Genomic DNA, 23,446 nt, shown 5'->3' with positions numbered 1-23,446 from the left:
AAATTAAAACGCTCGATAGTACGCTGTACTATCGAGCGTTTCTAGTTAAGCTCCAATTAAACTGAAGGCCCCTTTTACCAAAAATTGAGCATCACTAGCAAACTGTTTGCTATTAATGATCGAAGTATTTTCACGATAACTATCCATCGTTTTTACTTCCTTTTGCAAAAAATAATAGACTCCGTTTTCTTTCTTATCCAAAACCAATACATACTTTAAGTCATCGGCGGAAACAATAGCTTCTGAAGGCAATGCCTGTTGCTTTTCTGAACTTGTACTTATTTTGGCATCTACGAACATTCCTGCAATAAAATTGTATTCCGTTTCATTTTCAATATGACCATGAATTTTAATTGTTCTATTTTCATCAATAGTATTTCCCATAAGATAAACTTCTCCGGAATACACTTGATCTGATGCTTCTGGAATTTTAAAGGCTATTTCCTGTCCTTTTTTAATAGCTAATATATCTTTTTCAAATACAGAGAGTTCTAAATGAATATGATCGTTATTGATGATTTCTAAAATAGGGCTGGCAGGTGAAACATACGTACCCATAGAGACAAAGGTTTTAGATATTGTTCCTGTGATTGGCGCATGAATACTAACCACGGAGGTGAATATTCCCTTAGCAGCCTTAGAGCTACTAATGTGAAGCATTTCTAATTGTTTCTTTACCCCATGCTGGCGCGCAAGGCTTGTTTTATAATCACTTTCGGCTTTTAGAAAGCTCTTTTGCGATGTAATTTTTTCTTCCATCATTGTTTGCTGCCGATCATATTCAGACTTCAAATAAACCAACTGTTCATTCAGTTCCATATATTCTTGTTGGAGCGTAACAAATGCTGGATTCTCAAGGGTTACCAATACTTGTCCTTTTTTTACGGTATCACCAATTAACAAAGGGGTCGATTTTATGTATCCCCCCATAATAGCACTTACACGTGCTTTATTCTCTGGAGGAACATCTATTAAACCCGTAGCATTTACCACCTTAGGAAAATCTTCTTCGTTAAAGCCTCTTAATGCATAGTTGTTCTTTTCAAATTGATCTGCCGTAATTTCTATATAGTTAGAAGTTAAATTTGTTATTGCCGTCTCCTTCTCTGCATCTTTACAGCTAAAGAATAAAACAACGACTAGAGTACTTATATAAGTGATATTTTTCATGATATTTAAAGTGTTAAATAATTAATAGCAACAACCGTGTGATTGTAATCTTGTAGTTTATCTAAGTAAGCTAACTGTATTTCATAGGCACTCTCAAGACTCTGTAGGTATTGATAAAAATTAATTTCTCCATTTTTATAATTACCCAGTCCTGTTTTTAATATTTCCTTAGAGAGTTGTTTTCCTTCTGTTTCGTAATAGTCAAGTGCTGCTGTATGCTGCTCTAACTCATTTAAGAGTACTTCTTTCCTTAGATTTAAATCAACCTTGTATTGATCCAATTCCTTTGCCGAAGCTGATTCTGCATATTTAGATGCTTTAATCCTGGCATTTTTTCCTCCAAAAAGAATAGGTATTTTAAGTCCCAATTGATAACCATATAAATTGGCATTTAAACTTTCATTAGTTCCTTGAAAATAATTAAGACTGATATCTGGAAGTAGCTGCTGTTTTTCCAAGCGTTTCTCTGCTCTGAAAAATGCCTCTCTATTTTGATATAAGCTAACTTCAGGACTTCCTAAGGGTTCTTTTAGGTTTAAATTTGCCTTAAAATGGAGTGCTGGTGCTATCCATAAAGAATCTTTAATTTGTACAATAGCTTTTATATGTAAATAAGTTTCTCTAACCTTTTTTTGAGCTGCAGCATATTCTAAACTAATTTGTCTTTCTTTAGATAAGGCTGTTATCTTTTCTAGATAATTTGTTTCCCCTAGCTCAAAACGCCTACTGGCCATGCCTGAAAAATTGGAATATAAACTATCTAGGCTATCATACAGCTTTTCTTTTTCTATTGCTATTTGGTAATTATAATAGGCAGAAGTTAAGTTTCGTATGATTGACTTTTTCTGAATTTCAAACGTATTTTCGGCGAGAGCATATCTTGCTTTATTTACTTTCTTTTGAGAAAAATACACCGTTGGAAAACGGAAGTCTTGCTGCACTCCAAATACTTTTAGTGGCTCATTATTACTTGCTAAATTGTTTTCATCAAACTCATAGTACACTTGGGTCTTATCAAAATCAAAAGCACTGTGAACCAGTTTTTCTGATTGTAAAAGTTGATTATTTTTAGCCTTCAAAGAAGCATTATTTTCAATGGCTATAGAAATTAGATCTTCTAAATGTAACGGCTTTTCTTGCGCCTTTCCTTGTCCGATTACCAATACACCTAAAGCAACAAGGGTAAGAATACTTTTATTTTTAATTTTCATCGGCTTAATTTTACTTAAAATTGCATAAAGCACGGGTAAGACCACAAGCGTTAAAAGTGTTGCCGTAAACAATCCTCCGATTACTACCGTGGCTAAGGGTCGTTGCACTTCTGCTCCTGCATTGGTAGAAATGGCCATGGGTAAAAACCCCAATGCAGCGGCAGAAGCGGTTAATAAAACAGCTCGTAATCTATCTTTAGCACCATATTTTATTAAATCTTCAATCGTTTCAAATCCTTCCTCTTTTAACTCTTTAAAATGTTCGATTAAGACGATTCCATTTAAAACGGCAATCCCGAAAAGGGCAATAAAACCTACTCCTGCAGAAATACTAAATGGCAAATCTCTAATCCATAAGAGTAAGATGCCACCAACAGCGGCTAAGGGGATTGCAGAATAAATCATTAGTGCCTCTTTTACAGATTTGAAGGCAAAAAATAATAATATAAAAATAAGCACCAACGCTATCGGTACTGCCAATAGCAAGCGAGATTTAGCACTCTGCAAATTTTCAAATTGACCTCCGTATGAAATGGTATAGCCTACCGGTAACGCTATATGTTCTGTTACCAATTGCTGAACATCATCAACCACAGATTGTAGGTCTCTATTTCGTACATTTACGCCTACAACAATGCGTCTTCGCGTATTATCTCGCGATATTTTAGCTGCACCTTTCTCATAGGTAATGGATGCTAATTCTCGCAGAGGAATCTTACCCCCATTAGGAAGATCTACAAATAAATTTTGAAGATTATCTATATCTTTTCGCTTAGAGGTATCCAAACGAACCACTAAATCAAATCGTTTTTCACCTTCAAAAATATTACCTGCAGTTTTCCCAGCAAAAGCCATTGCTACCAGGTCGTTTAATTCTTGAATGTTTAATCCGTAACGCGCCACTTTACTCCGATCATATTTAATACTCATTTCTGGCAAGCCTTCTACCTTTTCTATAGAAATATCCGATGCACCTTCAACATTGGCAATTAAATCACCAATTTCTTTTCCTTTTTTGGCCAATACCGCTAAATCATCACCGAAAATTTTAATAGCAATATCGGCACGTACGCCTGTAATTAATTCATTAAAACGCATTTCAATAGGTTGGGTAAATTCAACCTCCATTCCAGGAATCACCGCTAAAGCTTCTTTAAATTTATCTGCTAATTCATCTTTAGAAGTGGCCGAAGTCCATTCTCCTTTTGGTTTTAAAATGATAATTACATCACTCTCTTCCATGGACATAGGATCCGTAGGTACTTCTGCAGCACCAATTCTAGTCACCGCTTGCTGTACTTCTGGAAAGTTTGTCAGCAATATATCTTCTATTTGAGTCGTAATCTCAATGGTTTTACTCAGAGATGTTCCTGTTTTAAGTACTGGCTGAATGACAAAATCTCCTTCATCTAAAGTGGGAACAAACTCCCCTCCCATTTGTGTAAATAAATAAACCGAAAAGGCTAACAAGAAACCTGCAATAGCTAATACTATTTTTTTACTATGCAGTGCCCATCCTAAAATAGGGTCATATTTGGCCACCAACCAATCCATTAAACGTGTAGAGATAGTTTTTCTTGCAGTCTTTTTTTGAGGCTTTAAAAATAATGAGGCAGCCACCGGCACGTACGTGAAGCATAACAGCATAGCGCCAATAAGAGCAAAACTAAAAGTAAGCGCCATTGGAATAAACATTTTACCTTCTACCCCACTCAACGAGAGTATTGGAATAAATACAATTAATATAATAAGTTGGCCAAATACTGCAGAATTCATCATTTTTGATGCTCCATTTTGAGCAATTTGGTCTTTTAATTGTTGTTGCTCTTCTTCAGGTAAGGCCATTATTTCTGTACTAGTAGCGCTTATTTTAAAGGCAATGAACTCTACAATAATAACAGCTCCGTCTATAATAATCCCAAAATCTATAGCTCCCAAACTCATTAAATTTGCGTCTACTCCAAAAATATACATTAAGGACAGTGCAAAGAGCAAACAAAGCGGAATTACGGAAGCTACCACCAGTCCTGATCTAAAATTGCCGAGTAACAGGACCACAACAAATATTACAATAAGACAGCCTAATACTAGATTCTCTATTACGGTAAAGGTTGTTTTAGCAATAAGATCACTGCGGTCTAAAAAAGCATTGATGTACACCCCTTCTGGAAGCGACTTGCTAATTTCTTCTACCCGAGACTTCACAGCATCTATGACCTTTTTTGAGTTTGCATCTTTTAGCATCATCACTTGGCCTAGAACTTTTTCACCTTCGCCATTCGCTGTTATGGCACCAAACCTATTGGCACTACCAAAACCAACTTTAGCTACGTCCTTGATGTAAATTGGTAGTCCGTTTATATTCTTTACTACCACATTTTCAATATCATATAAAGATGTAATTAAACCTTCGCCACGAATAAAATAAGCCTGATTCTTCTTCTCAATATAACTACCACCGGAAACACTATTATTAGCCTCTAAGGCTGTAAAAACATCATGCGCACTGATATTCATAGCATAAAGTTTATCAGTATCTATCGCTACTTCATATTGCTTTAAAAAACCTCCCCAAGTATTTACTTCTACAACACCCGGAATTCCTGAGAGCTGTCTTTTTACAATCCAGTCTTGAATAGTCCTCAAATCTTGAGTGGTGTATTTATCTTTAAAGGCTGGCTTTACATCTAAAATATATTGATAAATTTCGCCTAAACCTGTGGTAATAGGTCCCATTTCTGGTGATCCAAAGCCCACTGGGATTTTTTCAGAAGCCGATTTAATTTTTTCAGCAATTAATTGCCTGGGCAAAAAAGTACCCATATCGTCCTTAAAAACAATGGTCACTACAGATAGTCCAAATTTAGAAACCGATCTAATTTCTTCTACACCAGGTAAATTTGCCATCTCTAGTTCTACTGGATAGGTTATAAACTGTTCCATGTCTTGCGTAGAAAGGTTTCTAGACGTGGTGATTACTTGTACTTGATTATTGGTAACATCTGGTACCGCTCCAATAGGTATTTGAGATAAGGAATACAATCCAAACCCAACGATAAAAACTGTGAATAAGAGAATTACAAACTTATTCTTAATACTAAAATGAATAATATGTGATAACATTCTTTCATATATAAATAATTAGAACTGTTCCAAATCAAAGCAATGAAATGGAATTTATTTTGATCTAAAACTATTTATGAAATACGGGGTGGCTGAAATAAGCCTAAAGAATGTAAGGCAGAACTAGGTTCTTGGTAATGGAAATTTGATATCGTGTGCTGAACGAATTCTATTTTATTGAAGTCTGCCTTATACACAGGACTTACCATAGCACTAACTGTAGAAATATGAGAATGATTTTGAAAAGGTAGTTTTTCATGATCTTCCTTTTCTTCTTGGTGTTCTTTTTGATGCTCCGCTTTAGATTCTCCGTAATGCTTAGCAACAAAAGTAAATACATCATCTCCATATTGCTCACTATGAAACGAAGCATGTTCTATCAGCTGATTTAATTTAACTAGATCAGTGAAACAAATTCCTAAACTCTGCATGAAAATTAGGAATGAAAATGATATGGAAACCAATTTCAACATTGATACAAATATACAATTTTGAAACCTAGAATCTCGTATGCTACTTTAATTCAGAAACAATCAAAATAATCTAATTTTATTGTTTTGTTTAATTTTTTTCTCAAATAGTTAAACATTTTGTAACTTTACATTTCAGAATTACTTATAATTCTATTAAATCATTCTACATGTTCGGACTTTTTAAAAAAAAATCAGAGAAAGATAAGCTTTATGAAACCTACCAAAAATTACTTCAAGAAGCGCATAAGCTCTCTACCACTAACAGAAAATTGAGTGATCAAAAGACGTATGAAGCGGAAGAGATCATGAAGAAAATAGAACAGCTAAGTACAAAAATGGAATAACATGAATTCAAAAAAGCCAGATAATGTGGTTTTCAATACCGATACTCAGAAGTATGATGCTGCCTTAAAGCCTTATAGTACCAATTTGGGGGCTCCTGCAATACAACCTATGGATACCATTGCATGGAAAAATAGATCTATCAACAAGGTTAATCATAAAATTCAAACTAGGTATCAAGAATTAAAAGAAGCCTATGATAAAATGATGGCAGAATTTGATCATAATAATTTGATATATAATGCCAAATTCTCCTTTGAGCCTATTATAGGAGAACAATACCATCTGTATTCCAAACAGGACGGTACTAACTTTTTATCCATAATAGCGCCAGACCAATGCAACTTTGAGTCTTTGGGTAGTTTTTATTTAAATGCGGATCAAATTTGGGAGAAACTTTAGTTATGAAAGACACTTTAGAATTTACAGAACGAGAATTAGACCGGATCATAGAGATGGCATGGGAAGACCGTACGCCATTTGAAGCCATTGAATTCCAATTTAAAATTCCTGAAAAAGATGTCATTAGGCTAATGCGTTCCAATCTCAAGGAAAGTAGTTTTAAAAGGTGGCGAAAAAGGGTAAACAGCGGCGTTAGTCAGAAGCATTTAAAAAAGAGAAATCCTGAAATTAATAGGTTCAAGTGCTCTAGACAACGTGCTATTTCTGGTAATAAAATTAGTAAACGATAAATGAGTACTTCCCCTAATTTTTTAAACCCTGAATTTCCGAAAGATATGGATGCTATTCAAAAACGAATAGCACTAATAGACCCGAGGAAATATGCCAGTTCTAGAAATTATATTGATGGTAGCGTATCTTATATATCGCCCTATATATCTAGAGGCGTAATTTCTACAAAACAAGTATACCAATCGCTTTTAGAACGAGGATTTACAACTTCTAATGCTGAAAAATTTATACAAGAATTAGCGTGGCGTGATTACTGGCAGCAAGTTTGGATTCATAAAGGCAATGCTATAGATTCCGATTTGAAACACTCACAACCGAACGTTGAGAATCATGAAATTCCTAGTATAATTACTGAGGGTACTACTGGAATAATAGCAATAGATAAAGCAATTAGCTTGCTTTACAAAACGGGTTATATGCACAATCATCTGCGAATGTATGTAGCCAGTATTGCATGCAATGTAGCTAACTGTCACTGGAAAATTCCTGCACAATGGTTGTACTATCACCTTTTAGATGCCGATTGGGCAAGTAATGCTTTGAGCTGGCAATGGGTAGCTGGAGCAAATAGCAATAAAAAATATTATGCAAATCAAGAGAATATCAACAGATACTGTCATACACACCAAACCAATACCTTCTTAGAAGTAGCCTATGATGAATTTGAAAATCTGCCTATTCCCGATGCCTTAAAAGACACCAAAAACCTCAACCTAAAAACAATACTTCCCGATGCTGAAGTTATAACTCTGGATGCTGATCTACCCATACATATCTATAATTTCTACAATTTAGATCCTAATTGGAGAAAAAATGAACCCGCAAATAAGGTATTAATCCTAGAACCATCCCATTTTGAGAAATACCCAGTGTCCGAAAAAAGCATACAATTTGCTTTGGAACTCGCCAAAAACATACCGAACATTCAGCTTTTTGTTGGAGAGTTTAAAGAGCTTAGCACTCTATACCCTAAAACCAAATGTTATTACAAAGAGCACCCTACCAATAGTCACTATGTAGGAATAGAAGATTCTAGAGATTGGATGTTTTCTGTAAACGGATATCACCCTTCCTTTTTTGCATTTTGGAAAAAATGCAAAAAAGAAATTAAAAACAACATGATACATGAAGCTTAATACTACTGACCTTAAAAACTTAGACCGTATCAACCGTATTAAAATAATCAATGCCGTTTCTGGTATAAAACCTGGTAACTTAATAGGTACTATTGATAACGAAGGGAGTACAAACCTCGCCATCTTTAGTTCTGTAGTACATCTGGGTAGTGATCCTGCTTTATTAGGCTTTATTTTAAGACCTACCGGTGAAGTACCACGAAACACGTTTGATAATATCCTAGCGAACAAATCGTATACCATTAATCATATTCATCCAGAATTCACAAAGAATGCGCATTATACCTCAGCAAAATTTGATGCGTCTATCTCTGAATTTGAGCGTTGCGGACTTACAGAGGAATATATAGATACGTGTAAGGCTCCTTTTGTAAAAGAGAGTCGTTTTAAAATGGGAATGCAATTTATTGAGGCTTTACCGATAAAGCAAAATAATACCCTACTCGTCATTGGTGAAATTACGAGTTTAATTCTACCCGACACTTCTTTTGAAAGTAGTGAGGACATTAATTTAGAAGAGATTAATAGTGTAGGAATCTCTGGGCTCAACAGCTATTATTATGTCACCAAAATGGCCGAATATCCCTATGTCCGCACTAATGAAGTACCTAAATTTTAAATGAAAAAACAACACCTACCTCAAAAACTATGTTTGATTTGTAATAAGCCATTTACATGGCGAAAAAAGTGGGAGAAAGAATGGAACAATGTAAAATACTGTTCGGAACGATGTAGAAGAAACAAAAACTAATGAAGAAAGATGCTACCCTAATATTTCCGCACCAATTATTTGAGAATTCTCCGGTACTGGAACATGAGGCTCCTATATATTTAATAGAAGAATATTTGTTCTTCAAACAATATAAATTTCATAAACAGAAAATTGCTTTTCATAGGGCTAGCATGAAATGCTATGAAGCTTACTTACAGTCAAAAAATTATGAAGTCATTTATATTGAAGCTACTGACGATTTATCCAACATCAGTACCCTAATTGAACAGCTGAGTAAAGAAGGTGTACATCACTTAAATTATATGGAAGTTTCTGATTACTGGTTACGCCAAAGAATTGAAGAATCCAGTAAAAAACAGCACATTACGTTAACAGTATTTGACTCTCCTCTATTTATAAACAATAAAGAAGATCTAAATCATTTTTTTAAGAAAGATAAAAAAAGCTTTCATCAAACAACGTTTTACAAGCAGGAGCGAAAAAGGTTAGGTATTCTTATGGATAAGAATGATGAGCCGATGGGGGGCAAATGGACTTATGATACTGAAAATAGGAAAAAATATCCCGCAAAAAAAACACCGCCTGCCATTCATTTTCCTGAGGTCACTACCTATCATAAAGAAGCAAAAGAATACGTAGATACTCATTTTTCTGATCATTATGGCGCACTAACCAAGGAAGTATATTATCCTATAGATTTTGAGGCCTCTAAGGTTTGGTTTGATCAATTTCTAGAACAACGTTTTTCAGAGTTCGGAATTTATGAAGATGCTATTGTTGGTGAGAATTCTATATTGAATCACAGTGTATTAACTCCCATGCTAAATGTTGGCTTATTAACACCTCATCTCATCATTGACACTACCCTAGCCTATGCTGAAAAACACGATATCCCAATCAATTCTTTAGAAGGCTTTGTGCGTCAGATTATTGGATGGAGAGAGTTTATGCGCGGTATGTATGAACTTAAAGGTGTACACCAACGTACCCGTAATTTCTGGGGCTTTACACGTAAGATTCCAAAATCATTTTATACCGGTACTACGGGTGTTGTACCTATAGATACTACCATTAAGAAAATATTAAAAACAGGATATTGCCATCACATAGAACGCCTAATGGTACTTGGTAATTTTATGCTATTGTGTGAGTTTGATCCCGAAGAAGTCTATAAATGGTTTATGGAATTGTTTATAGATTCTTATGATTGGGTGATGGTTCCTAATGTATATGGCATGAGCCAATTTGCAGATGGCGGATCTTTTGCTACCAAGCCTTATATCAGCGGTAGTAATTACGTGATGAAAATGAGTAATTATGGTAAAGGAGATTGGCAACAGTCCTGGGATGGACTTTTTTGGCGATTTATGCATGAACATCGCGATTTTTTCAAAGGAAATCCAAGGTTGAAGATGTTATTATCAACATTTGATCGGATGGACGATGCTAAGAAAGAATCACATTTAAAACATGCCGCTAAATTCTTAATAGGTTTAAAGTAAAATTTAATTTAGCACTATCGTCTAAAACAAAAAAACCGCCAATTTCTTGGCGGTTTTTATAGTTAAGTATCGTATTATTATTTCTTAATAATTTGCTCCGTACTTTTTAAATTTCCATTCACATAAGTTTTTAGAACGTAATATCCGCTGCATAAATACCATAATGGCAATACAGATTTATTAGTCCCTGGTCTTAACTTATCATATGATTTATAGACTACGCTACCATAGTAATCATAAACAATATAAGTTGCGTATCCTTTTTCGGTACTTTCCTGTTGAACGATAGCATAAGAAGTAAACGGATTTGGATAAATCTTTAAAGCCATATCTCCATCAGGATTATCGGTTGGAGGTGCACAAGAACCTAATGTATATCCTTTTCTCTTCAATATTTCTACAGCTCTTTCAGAAACACATATCGTTCTTCCATTTTTACACATACTAACTTTTGGTCTTCTGTAGTTATTACCACAAGAAACATCCTCTACTTCTACCGTAATCTCACCGCTTACCGAACATCCATTAATATCTGTAATAGTTACGGTATATAATGTAGTTTCTTTAGGACAAACAGTAATAGACTCCGTATCTTCTCCAGAGCTCCAAGAATACGTATATGGAGCTACACCACCCCATGTACTTGTTACACCAATAGTCGCACATGCTTCAGTCTCATAGCCATAAAATACTTTTGCAGTATCCGTTACTGTAAACTCAATAGGTTCAAATGTCTCTATATAAATGGAGTCTTGTACGGTAGTACCAGTAGCATCGGTAACTATAACAGAATAAGAACCACTGCTTAAATCTGTAGCAGTAGCTGTTGTTTGTCCGTCATTCCAAGCATAGGCATAAGGAGCTATACCGCCACTAACCTGCACTGTTGCAGTAGCCGCTTCTCCTGAACAAGTTATTTCTGAACTTACCACCTCTGTGATTTGTAATTCTTCTAATATAAAACGGGCTGAAACTGGAAAGTGATCAGAGACCGTTGTGGTATAGTCCGTATCATAAAACTCATATCCTACACTAACAGATCCATCAATATAGCTTGCTGATAATTCATCAGACACCGTAATATGATCTATCATGTTTTCTCTAAACACATACGAGCGATAATCTCCTTCACTCAAGACCTTCGTAAGAATCTTATAATTTACGGTATCTTGAACATAAGCATCAAAGGTACTTACGGTAGAACTAACCTCATCTGCTACGGTGAAATCTACATCATCATTGTAATCTCCTAAGACAATAAGGTTAGCGTCTGCAAATTGCGCATCTAAAGTATCTTTTAATACCTCCACATCATACTTACGCATATCATAACGCGATTGTGGTCCGGAACTACTGTTTGCTCTGGCGTGTAATGCTACCATATCAAATCGCTTCGTAACACCCGCTAAGGTTACATCTGCCGTCATTAAGAAAGGCAAACGTCCACTAGCATAGAAACGCGTTTTATCGGTATCTGGATAGTCAGATAAGGCAGTATCGTCTCCTCCATTGTAATAAGGGTGAATGCTTGCCAATAAAGGTTTTGTTGCAACTACAGAAACGGTGGCGGTATTGTAGATAAATCCTACTTTCTGCTGTGTGCCAGTGGCATCATTAGGATAGGATACTGCTTCAGAAAGCACATAATCATACCCGTTCATTTCACTAACCATTTGACCAAACAAAACATCATCAGATATTTCTTCTACCGTATACACATCTGCATCCATTTTTCTTAGAATGGTTAATACACTGTCTTTTTGAATCGCGTCTGAAAGAGGATTACCGACTGCTGGTGAATTTGTTTCATCACCAAACCATTCAATATTCCAAGCCACAACATCAAAAGTTTTGTCTTTACCTACAGCTACACCATTGTCTAATGGAACATAAGCCGTTGCGCAAGGCATGTCTGCTTTGGCACGCGGTAGTAATTGATATGATTCGAAAAAACGACCTACAACTCCTGTTATTTCTGAGCAAGAAGCCGGTTGTCCTAAACCTACTATAGCCTCTACATCATTATCTATTCGTAAATCTCCGAAACCACTAGCATCTGATAAGGTGTAATTAGAGTTTCCGAATAAAATATCTCCTGCTTTAGGAAAAGATGGATTTAAAATGGTTACTAATTCTGCTGGATGATTTCCTAATTCTGCTAAAGTGATTACTTTTGGTGTAATAGCAACATTTGGAGTTCCATTATGTTCTACTTGTGTTACGGTACTAATTTGAACTTGATCATTAAAAGCACTACGGGTACCGGTAACGGTGATAGAATCTCCAATCATAAAATTGCCTGCTCCATGTACGGAAGTATCAAAAATTGCAATGGCTGCTGTCGCATCTTGGATATAAGCAGAACCTGCCAATTGATCGGATACCGTTAAAACACCGCTCACCGTTACGACATCACCTTCTGCGGTATTGCGAGCAGCTAAAATTGATATGGTTGCAGGTGCCGGAATTACGGCTCCGTTCGCTGTTCCTGGAGAAGGTATTGCTGTAGTATAGGATGATGTGTTTCTTGCTCCACCAGCACCATTAGGCATTCTTTGCATAGACTGACTGTCTTTATCTCCCAATGCAGCTTCATTCACTTGAGCTTCTCCTGAATTTAAAAGCATTATTAAACCTTCATCATCACCATCATCTGTACCATATACCAGCGCATCTAACAAAACATCATTCACAAGAACTGGTGTACCGCTTGGAAAATCGGCTGCAGTTCCAGCGTATAAAGCTACTGCATCTGCGCCATTTTGAATACCGTTTGTGGTAAACGCTTCTAATGATACATTGGCAACAGCTGAGCTACCTATAACAAAATAACCATTTTCATTCGTAGTATAGCCTGTTAGGTCTATTGCATTATAGCTTAAATCATTACTTCCATTGTATAACACAAGGACTAAGCCGTCTAAGGATGAATTTCCGTTACCACCATCATAGAGCTCTATAAATTCTAAAGCGTCTGTTCCTATATTATCTACATCTACTTCATTGATTACTATTTGAGCCGGTCCAGAAACGGTATAACTAGCTACTGGAAAAGGAGTTCCTGCTGTTGCATTCGTCGTTTCAGTATCTAATGCATTTGGCCCACTAAAAGTCCAATTACTACTCACAAAAGTAGCACCATCTGGTCCTGTATTTTCATTTCTATACGCCCAACCATCTGTATACTCCCAAACTTGTCCAGAACCATCTACGTCAATAGCTCCAAAAACATCAATCACCATTCCATTTTGAAATAACTCTACCGCGTCATCACCATTAATGGCCATAGCATCATCCGTAAATGTTGGCATAAAACCAAAAAAAGCATTGAATTCTACTTCTTCTGTAGCTACATATATGAATTCTCCTTGAGCTACTGCTACTGCTGGAAATGTAAATTCTTCTCCATTAGTGCCACCTCCATTATTTGCAGAACCAAGGCTGTAGCTGCTTAAATCAGCAATATCTGCCGTGGCATAAAGTTCTACACCCTTAGGGATTCCGCCGGTAAGAGGACCATCATAAACACCTGTTATTAATAAAGCACCGGTTGGCGATGTTCCGCCTCCACTAGTGGTTACTGATAAAATTTCTGAAAGTGCTGAGCTATTACCTGCAGCGTCAATAGCTACCACAGTAAAAGAATATACAGTCGCTGCACTTAATCCCTCTACAGAAAAAGTAGTTGCCGCTGTAGTGCCAACCAAAGTTGTTCCCTCAAAAATTTGATACTCAGTAACACCAACATTATCTGTTGCTGCCACCCAAGACAACTCCACATTTGTAGCTTCAATAGTCGTAGTAGTTACTGGCGCAGGGATTGTTGGCGCTTCAGTATCTGTCGTAGCATCACCTCCTCCATTGGAAGTACCCGGAGTAGGTTCTTTCATTACAAATAAATTAGTATTCCTAGCGCCACCTTGCCCATTAGGACTACGTTGCATAGAATTTACTGTACCGTTACCACCTTCGTTTTCGTCTACTTGGGCTTGGCCTGAATTTAATAAAGCTAATAATTCTACATCATCACCATCACTCGTTCCATATACTACAGCATCCACTAACGTTGCATCTAGAACAAGTTCCGTTCCTGAAGAAAAATTAGCAGCATCCGCCAAATAAAGTGCTACTGCATCTGCTCCGTTTTGTATTCCATTGGTCGTAAAAGCCGCTAAATCTACATTAGCAACATTGGCACTTCCGATAACAAAATATCCATTCTCATCGGTAGCATACCCTGATAAATCTATCGTATTATAACTTAAGTTATTACTCCCATTATATAACACAACTAGATACCCATCTAAGCTTGTATTTCCAGAGCCACCGTCATACAACTCAATAAATTCAGAAGCATCGGTACTCTCTTGATCTGCATCAATTTCATTAATTAACAGTCCTTGATCAGATGATCCTGATCCAACGGCTGTTCCTTGTAATTGTACATCATCAAAACCGGCATAATCACTCCCTCCGTTTTGTTTTGCATACAATTGTAGGCTTACACTAGAAACAGTATCTGGTACTACTTGAGAAATCTGCTCCCAACCTGAAGTACTGTAAGGACTCCCTACGGTAATCGTAACCACCCCTTGCGAAACGGCATCATGAAAAATTTCATACGTAAGAACATCACCATTGGCAACATCAAAACCATCTACCTGTACTTCAAAAGAGAGTGTCACCCCCTTATAATTGCTAATATCTATAGCATTAAAAGTTAAGGTACCTCCATCAACGGTAGCGCAATTCCCTTCTAAATCTTGAATACCGAAGAAATTAGCTCCTGATTTAGGTCCAGTTATAAATCCTACATTAGAAACAATATCCCAAACATCTCCACCCGTATTACAAGGCACAGGAGATTGCACATACGTCCACGTATCATTTACAGAATTTTCATAGCCTTGAAATGCTATAAAGTCTCCTGTGGGTGTTGGTGGCGTTGCCGTATCTTCTAATGTGGTAAACGTTACTGTATTGCTTTCCGATGAGCTATTTCCTGCGGCATCTATTGCCTTTACAGAGAACGAATAGGTAGTATTTGCTACTAGGCCAGAAACAGTAAAAGATGTACTGCTAGTAGCAGTTACAATATTAGTCCCATTAAAAATCTGGTAAGCCAATACCGCTACATTATCTGTTGAACCGGACCAACTTAAGTCTACTCCTGTAATGGTTGCATTTGCTGCCACTAAATTAGCAGGTACTGTAGGTGCTTCTATATCAGTAGATGTGTTTTGGAATCTATCTTCTGCTTGTGGTCCTCCCCAAATAGTCGTTGCAAAGGCTGGGTTGTCTATAAATGGGTTTCTATTTCCTTGAATACCCTCTAAAAGAACATTTCTGTTAACTTCTACTTGAGACACAGGATCTTCTGCATTCCATTCTAAGAACAGGTCTCTCATTTCTGGACTATAGGTTGAGTTCCCTAATCCTACCGTATTTGGTAAACAACGATCGCCATATCTAATGTACATATACATCATCATACGAGCAACATCTCCTTTCCATTCATCACCAGGATAAAATCCGTTATTCAAAGCTTTGGCAGTACCTTCCGAATCAATATATGGACGGTTGCTTCTCGTCGCGTTAAATTGTACATCGGTAGCACGCAAATGATGTGCATCAGACCCGGGGCCTGTTGTTCCTAAATTAGGATTCCCTAATGATTTTGGATACGTATGCTCTCTGTTCCATTGTCCAGATCCACCACCGTTATTATCCTTAGAACGTGTTCTGTCATTAGTTACATCTGCATCACTATCATTATAGCCGTACAGTAAGAAAACGTTGTTGGGGTTGGCGGGGTCCAAATCTGTTTGCTTTAAAGCTTCCCATACTCCTGGAGTATAACTCAATACCGTATGTTGCGTATTGGTTACTAGTGTTCCCAAATTGTTTTTTAAACTTTCGCCGGTAGCACTAATATTCGTTCCTGAGTAGTAGGACGGAATTTGTGCCGTGACAAAGTTTACCATTAAAAATGCCAGAATCCATAGCAGTAGATTCTTTCTTAAGTAATTTTGTTTCATAGTGGTCTAATTATTTTAGTACCACCAAACTTAAGAAATTCTAATGCGTAAGAAGTTATTCTTTATTAACAGAACGTTAAGAAATAATCTTCTTTTTACCGTATAACCATAGCTTATCGGTATTATTCATCGTTGAAAAGTAAATGCTAGTAAAAAATTACAAGCCTAAAACGGAGAAAAATTCTGCTTTATAGCTTTCACCAATAGGAATTCTAGTGTCGTTGATTACAATCCTATTCCGTTGAACTGTCTTGATAAAGTTTACATTAACCACAAACGATTTGTGTACCCGTAGAAACTGATTGGAAGGAAGTTTGTCCAATATCTCTTTAAAATTCATAAGGGTCAATACTGTCTTATTGGTATTGGTGATATGAATTTTTAAGTAGTCTTTCAAACCTTGAACATATTCAATCTCATCTAAATTTATCTTGATACTTTCGTATTCTGCTTTTACAAAAATAAACTTCTTTGATTCGTTGGTTTCTCCATGAGATGAAAACACATTACCTTCCATAGGTTTTTCTTTTTTAGATAATAGTTCTTTAGCTCTTGAAATGGCTTTTATAAAGCGATGATAAGGAATTGGTTTTACTAAGTAGTCTACGGCATTAAGCTCAAAGCCTTCTACCGCATATTGAGAATAGGCTGTGGTAAAAATAAATAAGGGCTTATTATCTAAGGACGCTATAAAATCTATTCCACTAATTTGCGGCATTTGTATGTCACAAAAAAGTAGGTCTACATTTTTCTCTTTGATGATAGTTATAGCATCTAGCGGATTGGTAAAGGTACCTACGACCTCTATAAAATCTAGCTTACTGCAATAATCCGTTATGATATCTATTGCTAATGGCTCATCGTCTATAATAATACATTTCATAGTTATAATTTTAAGGTAAGCCTTACACAATAGTTTAGACCGTCATTCTCCACAAACAACTCATGAGAATCTGGATATAATAAGTTAAGTCTATTTTTAATATTCGTTAGTCCAACACCAGAATTTTTAGCTTCTTTTCTATAAGCGCCTATTTTATTGATCACACTAAAATGAATAGCATCATCAAAAATAGAGAGGCTTATTTTAACATTGGTTTTCCCTTTAAAATCTGTACCATATTTAAAGGCATTTTCTATAAATGATATGAATAATAAAGGAGCAATAGATTTCTGTTTGTCTTCTCCAGATATTTTTAATAATACATTCTCCGTGTCTGACAATCGCAAGCGTTGTAACTGCACATAGTTTTTGATATATTCTATCTCTTTGGATAAAGGGGCCAAATCTTTATCGGCTTCATACAACATATAACGCATGAGTTCTGATAAATTTATAATGGCCTCGGAAGTTTTTTCGGATTTCTTTACGGATAAGGAGTAAATAGCATTTAAAGAATTGAATAAAAAATGAGGATTTAACTGCGTTTTTAAAAATTGAAGCTCAGAATTTACCTTTTCATTCTCTGTAATTTTGCGCAAATCTTCATTGCGGTTCCATTCAATATAAATACGAAGCAATGAACTCACCACATAAGGAATACCAAAAGTAATGATAGACATGAAGAAAGATCGAAATTCAGGATTTTCTGAACGTAAATGCTTTTTTTGTAAGCCATTAAGCTCTGTAGGAATAGTTTTTAAAAAAGCTAAATTTCCAAAAATATTAACGATGAGTCCAAATATGATAATCAATACTATAGAGATTACAATATAATTGGCAACGTTCTTCTTTAATAAAAGCTTAGGAATTAGGTAATAGTAATTAATATAAAATAATAGAAATGAAAAAATAAACCGAATATGAAGATCTGGCGGAAACGGTCTTTCTTGAGAAATGAATGGATATAATAAAAGGCCATAAAAAAATAGCCATAGTATTACATGAATAAGAATTTGCCAAAAGTACCTTTTCTTTAGAACCATAAATTTACTGCCTATTCAACACTTCAATATTTAAATTTTCTAAATCGTTTAAGGTAATGACAGGACTCTCATTGTGTAATAGCTTATTGATAACTAAACTTGAGACCAACTGGGCATCTTTTTCAGAAGTAAAAGGAACTGCTCCTTGTACCGCTGGAATATACTCTTGTTTTATTATAATTCTATCTTTTGCTTGTATTTGATATCCAAACCCTCCTTTAACTGTAAAAACTTCTGAATCTAAAGCGGGAGTGGTGTTTAAATAATTCATGATCACCATACTAATTGCTATCAGTGATATCGTGAATGCTGCTAAAGTTATGGTTTTATCTAGATTGCTCTTTTTCATTTATCAAAATTTTAAGAATAATAGGGCTGATTTTCGACAAAACAACCCTATTCATTGTAAATAACTAAATCAAATTAATCTTCATCGTCATATTCTGCAAAAGGGAAGAATTCTTGTAAATCATCTAAGTACAAAGTTCCTGATCTTCCTAAACCAACAAAGGCTCTTGAAGAATTTGAGAAAGCTACAGGATCTTGTCTTGTAACCCCTTCATAGCTTGTTTTTACTTCCCAAGTATCTGTTGCAGGATCATACTCCCAAACAGAAGTACTAGCACCACTACGATCTCCACAAGCGATATAGCCATAACCATTCAGTGTAAAACCAACAGCGTTACTGCGGGTAATAGCATAATCATCTTCTTCATCTAATTCTAACTTCTCTGTCCAAACTTCTGTAGCAGGATCAAAAACCCAGAAATCTGTAAGGTAAACCCCATTAGAAACTCCAGTTGCCAAATAGGCCTTTTCGTCTATAATAAATGTAGTAGCAGCACGTCTCTTATCTCCACCAAAACCTACTAGCTCTGACCATGTATCTGTAGTTGGGTTGTATTTCCAAAAATCTTTACGATCATTATCCCCATCAAATCCAGTACCGAAATATCCTGTTCCATTTAAACCAAAGCCAATAGCGCTTCTTCGAGGTGTAGATGGGAAATCGGCAATCTGTGTCCATGCATTAGTTCCTGGGTCATACGAATAGAAATCGGCTAATTCATCCAAACCATCATACCCAGAACCAATATACCCTTTATCATTTACGGTAAATCCTGCTGCTGCATTTCGTGCAGAACCTGTAAAATCTGCTTTTTGCGACCAGTAATTACCTTCTATATCATAAGCCCAGAAAGAATTTAAATAGTCATCGCCATCATAACCTACGCCCATGTATCCTATATTACCTATAGTAAAACTAGTTGCTCCACTTCTAGGGCTTCCATCAAAAACAGACTTCTCTACCCAGTTTCCTGTATCATCATCATCGTCATCGCTGGAGCAGCTAGTTGCTACTAATAATAAGCTAATACCAAATAAGTAGGCTATCTTATATTTTAATGTCATTTCTTTCATAAACTAATTTTTTAAAATATGTTGATTTTTTAATTCGATTTCAAATCTATACTGCTTATGAAGTCAAATAAAACAGAATAGATAAAGTGGGCGTTTTAACATATGAAACCCTACTATTAATCTACGAACAGAACATCTTGCTTTATCGTAATATATTACGAGTTGGTCTTAAAAATAACCGCATTTATCTATTCTACTCTAGTGCTAATTATGTGTCCTATACATTTATCAAAAAAAATAAATTATGATAAACAAATTGTGGCTTTCTAGCACAATAGTACTACTAGGTTTGCTAGGTAGTTGTAGTGATGACCTTAATGATTCTGATTTTTTAGCGGGAGATTTGTTTACAGATAGTAATATTAGAGTAGTCCTTATTGACACCTTAACCGTCAATGCCGCTACCGTAAAGTTTGATAGTATCATTACCTCGACATCAGACCGTGCTTTAATTGGTCAGTATACCGATCCTGTTTTTGGAACGGTTCGCAGCGGTACCTATGCAGGTCTCTTACCTAACTCTTATACGATTGATACAGAAGCAGAATTTGATAGCATTGTCCTGTTTTTAAAATATGACAGCTACTATTATAATGATACCACTAATACGAATACAATTCATATAAAGCGTCTTACAGAAAACTTTGATCCGGATGAAAATAATGCGTTCTACAATACCAGCTCTGTTGCCTATGATGATACAGATTTAGGAACTTTGAGTTATACGCCAAGACCACAATCATCAGATTCCTTAGAGATAAAATTATCAGATGACTTAGGACTAGAATTTTTTGAGAACCTACAAAGTAAAATCATTACAAATACAGCAGAATTCACCAATGAATTTAAAGGTATTGCTTTACTTCCGGGTACTGATGATAACGGTTCTGTCATTGGTTTTTCAAAAGCAACTACCGATTTTTATTTGCGCCTTTATTACTCTACCGCAGGAGAAACAGATAGAGACCAAAGCTACACTGATATAATTCTTAATACTTCCGATACTCCCAACCCATTTTTTAATGCTATTTCGGCCACAGATCCTGTAGATTATTTACAAACACTTACGAATGGTGAGCTTAGTTTATCTAGTGATGATAGTGATGACAAAACATTTATTCAATCGGGAACAGGTATAGCCACTAAAATAGAATTACCATATCTTAAAACGGTAAATAATGTAGGCGGACAAGGTACTTTATTAAAAGCTGTTTTAAAAATTACGCCTGTCCTTGGTTCATATACTGATTTTCTTTCTTTAGAAGATTACATGTCTGTGTATCTCGTAGATAAGAATAATGATATAACGAGCCAGTTATACAATACCGATGCTTCTACAGTAACCGCTTTCTTAAATACAGATAACCAAGAGTACAATGATATTTATTACGAAATAGATTTGACCGCTTATATTGAAAGTATCCTGACTACCGATCTAAATTCTGATCAATCATTACTCTTAATTCCTGAAGATTTTTCCAATACTGTAGACCGGTTTATATTAAATGGTACACTAAACTCCAGTACAAAAACAAAACTAGAACTTACATATGCAGTTTACGATGAAGAAAATTAAATTATCCTATTTAACGAGTATAGTAACCCTAATCATTTCAATTCATTCAGGATATTCACAATCAGAAGCTTTAACTAGTTCTCCCTATTCCTTATATGGTTTAGGAGTAATTAACCAAACAAGTATTGGAAAGTCCAATGCCTTAGGATATACGGGAATTGGTTTAAAGACAGATTCTGAAATTAACAACTTAAACCCTGCTAACTATGCTTTAATTCCACAAAATTCCTTTTTCTATGATATTGGAGTTACTGGAGAATTAAATAACTATAGTAACAGAAGTTATAGCGAAAATAAGAAAAATGTAAATTTCTCTAACATTGCTTTTGCCTTTAGAATTACAGAAGGTCTTGGTGCCGGTATTACCATGGTTCCCTATAGTGATGTTGGTTATTCTTTAGTTGGCATTCAATCTAATATTGAAGGAAGTACGGAAACTTTTGAAAGCTCAGTAACAGGTCTAGGTTCGTTGAGCGATTTGAAGCTGAATTTAGGATATTCACTTTTAGAAAACCTACGATTTGGAATGAGTGCTTCATTCTTATTTGGAAATATTGAAGAAACAGAATCTTTTGCCATAAGTAACAGTGCTTTTAATTTAACCGAGACCACCAATTATAGTGGTGCTCGCCTAGGGTTCGGAATGCAGTTTGATCTCAGTGATAAGTTTACCTTAGGAAGTACCATGCAATTTCCTACTAGCTTAAAAGGAAGCCTTGATCGTTCGGTAAGCAAAGTAATAGAAGGATCTACAAGTGTAACCATTGAGACTGATGAACCTGATAATGCAGATAATTTTGACCTGCCCTTAGAAGTTGGGATTGGTTTTAGCGCAAAACTATATAAGTCTTTTATGCTTAGCGCAGATTACAAAAAGAATTATTGGGATGCTACCAATCAAACAGATCTTTCCGGAAGTTATGTAGATCAAGATATTCTAGGAGTAGGTTTAGAATATATCAAGAATAAGAGTAGCTTTAAATACAGTGATCGTATTAATTATAGACTTGGTTATAATTATGATACGGGATATTTAGAAGTTAATAACAAAAAAATAAATGGCTTTAATATTACTACAGGGATAGGATTACCTGTAAGTAAAAATTCTAACTCTATGATAAATTTATCATACAGTTATGGCTCAAAAGGGGTAATTGAAAATGTCCTAATTAAAGAAAACTATCACCTGTTCACCCTAAACATGAGTTTAGAAGACTTATGGTTTAGACAACGTAAAATAAACTAAGAGGTTCTAGATTTATACAGCGCATTAAGTATTAATCCGCCAATAATCATCACTATACCTAATATGCTCCACAAGGTATAAATTTCATTAAACCAAAGTAATCCTACGGTTACCGTAAAAAGCACCTCTATATATTTTAGGGGTGCTACTTGAGTGGTAGTCCCAGATTGAAATGCTTTGGTCATATACAATTGACCAAAATAACCAAATATCCCTAAACCTAATAAAAGAAGCCATTCTATACCTTTAGGGGTTACCCAATTAAAAATAGAAAGTATCCCCCCTGTTATTGTTGCGATCATCATAAAATAGTTGACAACGACTACCGGATGATCTTGCTTCCCTATTTTACTAATCGTCACATATACTAAGCCGCTAAAAAAAGCAGCTGCTATAATCAAGACCAACCCAAATGGGTCTAGCGTGCCATCAAAACCTTTTAATATCATTACCCCTCCAAAAGCAATTCCGAAGAATATCCATTGTAGAAACTTCACTTTTTCCTTTAATAGGAAAATGGCAAAAAATGCTGCGAATATTGGTGCGATATAGCGTAAAGAAACTGCCGTGCCCATCGTTAAATACTTTAAAGACATAAAATATAAGGTCATAGAGGTGACCCCTGCCAAACCTCTATATATTAGTAATTTTCTTTTATTTCCTAAAATTGGAATCTTGTGATATGTTAAAAAAGAAAGCGTTAGAACCAACGTTCCTAAAGATCTAAAGAATACTAATTCATAGGCGGGCAAATGAGCCAGATATTTTACGGTGGCATTCATAAAAGTGAAAGACAAAGTACTAATAACCATATACCCTAAGGCTTGTTTAAAATTCATGTATGACGCTATTTTC

18 protein-coding genes are annotated in these 23,446 nt (G+C 35.6%); 9 read left to right on the top strand and 9 right to left on the bottom strand.

The features are described from left to right. Positions 1-45: 45 nt before the first annotated feature. The 3 genes from M666_RS14140 to M666_RS14130 all read right to left on the bottom strand — a co-directional run bounded on the left by M666_RS14140 (position 46) and on the right by M666_RS14130 (position 5,935). Positions 46-1,170 (bottom strand): efflux RND transporter periplasmic adaptor subunit, encoded by a 1,125-nt coding sequence (locus tag M666_RS14140; RefSeq protein WP_029446373.1) that lies wholly within the window; start codon positions 1,168-1,170, stop codon positions 46-48. 5 nt (positions 1,171-1,175) lie between these two features. Beyond that, positions 1,176-5,504 (bottom strand): CusA/CzcA family heavy metal efflux RND transporter, encoded by a 4,329-nt coding sequence (locus tag M666_RS14135; RefSeq protein WP_029446372.1) that lies wholly within the window; start codon positions 5,502-5,504, stop codon positions 1,176-1,178. A 74-nt stretch (positions 5,505-5,578) separates the two neighbouring features. Further along, entirely contained in the window at positions 5,579-5,935 is a 357-nt protein-coding gene (locus M666_RS14130; RefSeq protein ID WP_226989918.1) for a hypothetical protein, read from the bottom strand. A 209-nt stretch (positions 5,936-6,144) separates the two neighbouring features. Here M666_RS14130 and M666_RS20390 point away from each other — a divergent pair, with 209 nt between their 5' ends. From M666_RS20390 to M666_RS14100, 7 genes are read left to right on the top strand one after another with little or no spacing between them, the layout of a single operon-like run. Next, the gene (locus M666_RS20390) at positions 6,145-6,321 is read left to right on the top strand and encodes a Lacal_2735 family protein (protein WP_034659779.1); all 177 of its coding nucleotides are present in this window, start codon (positions 6,145-6,147) and stop codon (positions 6,319-6,321) included. Position 6,322: 1 nt separating this feature from the next. Next, the gene (locus M666_RS14120) at positions 6,323-6,721 is read left to right on the top strand and encodes a DUF2452 domain-containing protein (RefSeq protein ID WP_024480666.1); all 399 of its coding nucleotides are present in this window, start codon (positions 6,323-6,325) and stop codon (positions 6,719-6,721) included. 2 nt (positions 6,722-6,723) lie between these two features. Then, positions 6,724-7,011 (top strand): TIGR03643 family protein, encoded by a 288-nt coding sequence (locus M666_RS14115; protein ID WP_025615044.1) that lies wholly within the window; start codon positions 6,724-6,726, stop codon positions 7,009-7,011. Continuing rightward, on the top strand, positions 7,012-8,148 hold the full coding sequence (locus M666_RS14110; protein ID WP_029446370.1) for an FAD-binding domain-containing protein: 1,137 nt from the start codon (positions 7,012-7,014) through the stop codon (positions 8,146-8,148). After that, entirely contained in the window at positions 8,138-8,767 is a 630-nt protein-coding gene (locus tag M666_RS14105) for a flavin reductase family protein (protein ID WP_029446369.1), read from the top strand. Before M666_RS14110 ends, M666_RS14105 begins: the two co-directional genes overlap by 11 nt. Continuing rightward, a complete protein-coding gene (locus M666_RS20265; protein WP_081688239.1) occupies positions 8,768-8,899 on the top strand; it encodes a DUF2256 domain-containing protein in 132 nt (43 codons plus the stop codon). After that, positions 8,899-10,383: a cryptochrome/photolyase family protein gene (locus M666_RS14100; protein WP_029446368.1), complete on the top strand. Its 1,485-nt coding sequence runs from the start codon at positions 8,899-8,901 to the stop codon at positions 10,381-10,383. The genes M666_RS20265 and M666_RS14100 overlap by 1 nt, the downstream gene beginning before the upstream one ends. A gap of 77 nt (positions 10,384-10,460) precedes the next feature. On the opposite strand, the gene M666_RS14095 is transcribed toward M666_RS14100, so the two are convergent. The 5 genes from M666_RS14095 to M666_RS14075 all read right to left on the bottom strand — a co-directional run bounded on the left by M666_RS14095 (position 10,461) and on the right by M666_RS14075 (position 19,769). Continuing rightward, entirely contained in the window at positions 10,461-16,421 is a 5,961-nt protein-coding gene (locus tag M666_RS14095) for an endonuclease (protein ID WP_039325827.1), read from the bottom strand. A gap of 157 nt (positions 16,422-16,578) precedes the next feature. Next, on the bottom strand, positions 16,579-17,304 hold the full coding sequence (locus tag M666_RS14090) for a LytR/AlgR family response regulator transcription factor (protein WP_024480660.1): 726 nt from the start codon (positions 17,302-17,304) through the stop codon (positions 16,579-16,581). Positions 17,305-17,306: 2 nt separating this feature from the next. Beyond that, a complete protein-coding gene (locus M666_RS14085; RefSeq protein WP_024480659.1) occupies positions 17,307-18,347 on the bottom strand; it encodes a sensor histidine kinase in 1,041 nt (346 codons plus the stop codon). Between the two features lie 4 nt (positions 18,348-18,351). Next, a complete protein-coding gene (locus M666_RS14080) occupies positions 18,352-18,696 on the bottom strand; it encodes a DUF4907 domain-containing protein (protein WP_024480658.1) in 345 nt (114 codons plus the stop codon). Positions 18,697-18,770: 74 nt separating this feature from the next. Next, the gene (locus M666_RS14075; protein WP_029664987.1) at positions 18,771-19,769 is read right to left on the bottom strand and encodes a Kelch repeat-containing protein; all 999 of its coding nucleotides are present in this window, start codon (positions 19,767-19,769) and stop codon (positions 18,771-18,773) included. 244 nt (positions 19,770-20,013) lie between these two features. Between M666_RS14075 and M666_RS14070 the strand changes: the two genes are divergently transcribed. Next, entirely contained in the window at positions 20,014-21,345 is a 1,332-nt protein-coding gene (locus M666_RS14070) for a DUF4270 family protein (protein WP_024480656.1), read from the top strand. Beyond that, positions 21,332-22,591 carry a BamG family beta-barrel-assembly machinery protein gene (locus M666_RS14065; protein WP_024480655.1) on the top strand — a complete coding sequence of 420 codons (1,260 nt, stop codon included), beginning with the start codon at positions 21,332-21,334 and terminating at the stop codon, positions 22,589-22,591. Before M666_RS14070 ends, M666_RS14065 begins: the two co-directional genes overlap by 14 nt. Here the strand turns inward: M666_RS14065 and M666_RS14060 are convergent. After that, positions 22,588-23,430: a DMT family transporter gene (locus M666_RS14060; protein ID WP_029446366.1), complete on the bottom strand. Its 843-nt coding sequence runs from the start codon at positions 23,428-23,430 to the stop codon at positions 22,588-22,590. The two genes, M666_RS14065 and M666_RS14060, sit on opposite strands and share 4 nt — an antisense overlap. Between the last annotated feature and the right edge of the window lie 16 nt (positions 23,431-23,446).

This window comes from Cellulophaga baltica 18 (genome assembly GCF_000468615.2).
GTDB classification, from domain to species: Bacteria; Bacteroidota; Bacteroidia; order Flavobacteriales; family Flavobacteriaceae; genus Cellulophaga; species Cellulophaga baltica.
This window is presented reverse-complemented; position numbering and strand designations above follow the sequence as displayed.

What these genes read in the sequence shown, in the direction of transcription:
- M666_RS14140 (WP_029446373.1), bottom strand. Translation starts at nt 1,170, where the DNA reads ATGAAAAATATCACTTATATAAGTACTCTAGTCGTTGTTTTATTCTTT.
- M666_RS14135 (WP_029446372.1), bottom strand. Translation starts at nt 5,504, where the DNA reads ATGTTATCACATATTATTCATTTTAGTATTAAGAATAAGTTTGTAATT.
- M666_RS14130 (WP_226989918.1), bottom strand. Translation starts at nt 5,935, where the DNA reads ATGCAGAGTTTAGGAATTTGTTTCACTGATCTAGTTAAATTAAATCAG.
- M666_RS20390 (WP_034659779.1), top strand. Translation starts at nt 6,145, where the DNA reads ATGTTCGGACTTTTTAAAAAAAAATCAGAGAAAGATAAGCTTTATGAA.
- M666_RS14120 (WP_024480666.1), top strand. Translation starts at nt 6,323, where the DNA reads ATGAATTCAAAAAAGCCAGATAATGTGGTTTTCAATACCGATACTCAG.
- M666_RS14115 (WP_025615044.1), top strand. Translation starts at nt 6,724, where the DNA reads ATGAAAGACACTTTAGAATTTACAGAACGAGAATTAGACCGGATCATA.
- M666_RS14110 (WP_029446370.1), top strand. Translation starts at nt 7,012, where the DNA reads ATGAGTACTTCCCCTAATTTTTTAAACCCTGAATTTCCGAAAGATATG.
- M666_RS14105 (WP_029446369.1), top strand. Translation starts at nt 8,138, where the DNA reads ATGAAGCTTAATACTACTGACCTTAAAAACTTAGACCGTATCAACCGT.
- M666_RS20265 (WP_081688239.1), top strand. Translation starts at nt 8,768, where the DNA reads ATGAAAAAACAACACCTACCTCAAAAACTATGTTTGATTTGTAATAAG.
- M666_RS14100 (WP_029446368.1), top strand. Translation starts at nt 8,899, where the DNA reads ATGAAGAAAGATGCTACCCTAATATTTCCGCACCAATTATTTGAGAAT.
- M666_RS14095 (WP_039325827.1), bottom strand. Translation starts at nt 16,421, where the DNA reads ATGAAACAAAATTACTTAAGAAAGAATCTACTGCTATGGATTCTGGCA.
- M666_RS14090 (WP_024480660.1), bottom strand. Translation starts at nt 17,304, where the DNA reads ATGAAATGTATTATTATAGACGATGAGCCATTAGCAATAGATATCATA.
- M666_RS14085 (WP_024480659.1), bottom strand. Translation starts at nt 18,347, where the DNA reads ATGGTTCTAAAGAAAAGGTACTTTTGGCAAATTCTTATTCATGTAATA.
- M666_RS14080 (WP_024480658.1), bottom strand. Translation starts at nt 18,696, where the DNA reads ATGAAAAAGAGCAATCTAGATAAAACCATAACTTTAGCAGCATTCACG.
- M666_RS14075 (WP_029664987.1), bottom strand. Translation starts at nt 19,769, where the DNA reads ATGAAAGAAATGACATTAAAATATAAGATAGCCTACTTATTTGGTATT.
- M666_RS14070 (WP_024480656.1), top strand. Translation starts at nt 20,014, where the DNA reads ATGATAAACAAATTGTGGCTTTCTAGCACAATAGTACTACTAGGTTTG.
- M666_RS14065 (WP_024480655.1), top strand. Translation starts at nt 21,332, where the DNA reads ATGAAGAAAATTAAATTATCCTATTTAACGAGTATAGTAACCCTAATC.
- M666_RS14060 (WP_029446366.1), bottom strand. Translation starts at nt 23,430, where the DNA reads ATGAATTTTAAACAAGCCTTAGGGTATATGGTTATTAGTACTTTGTCT.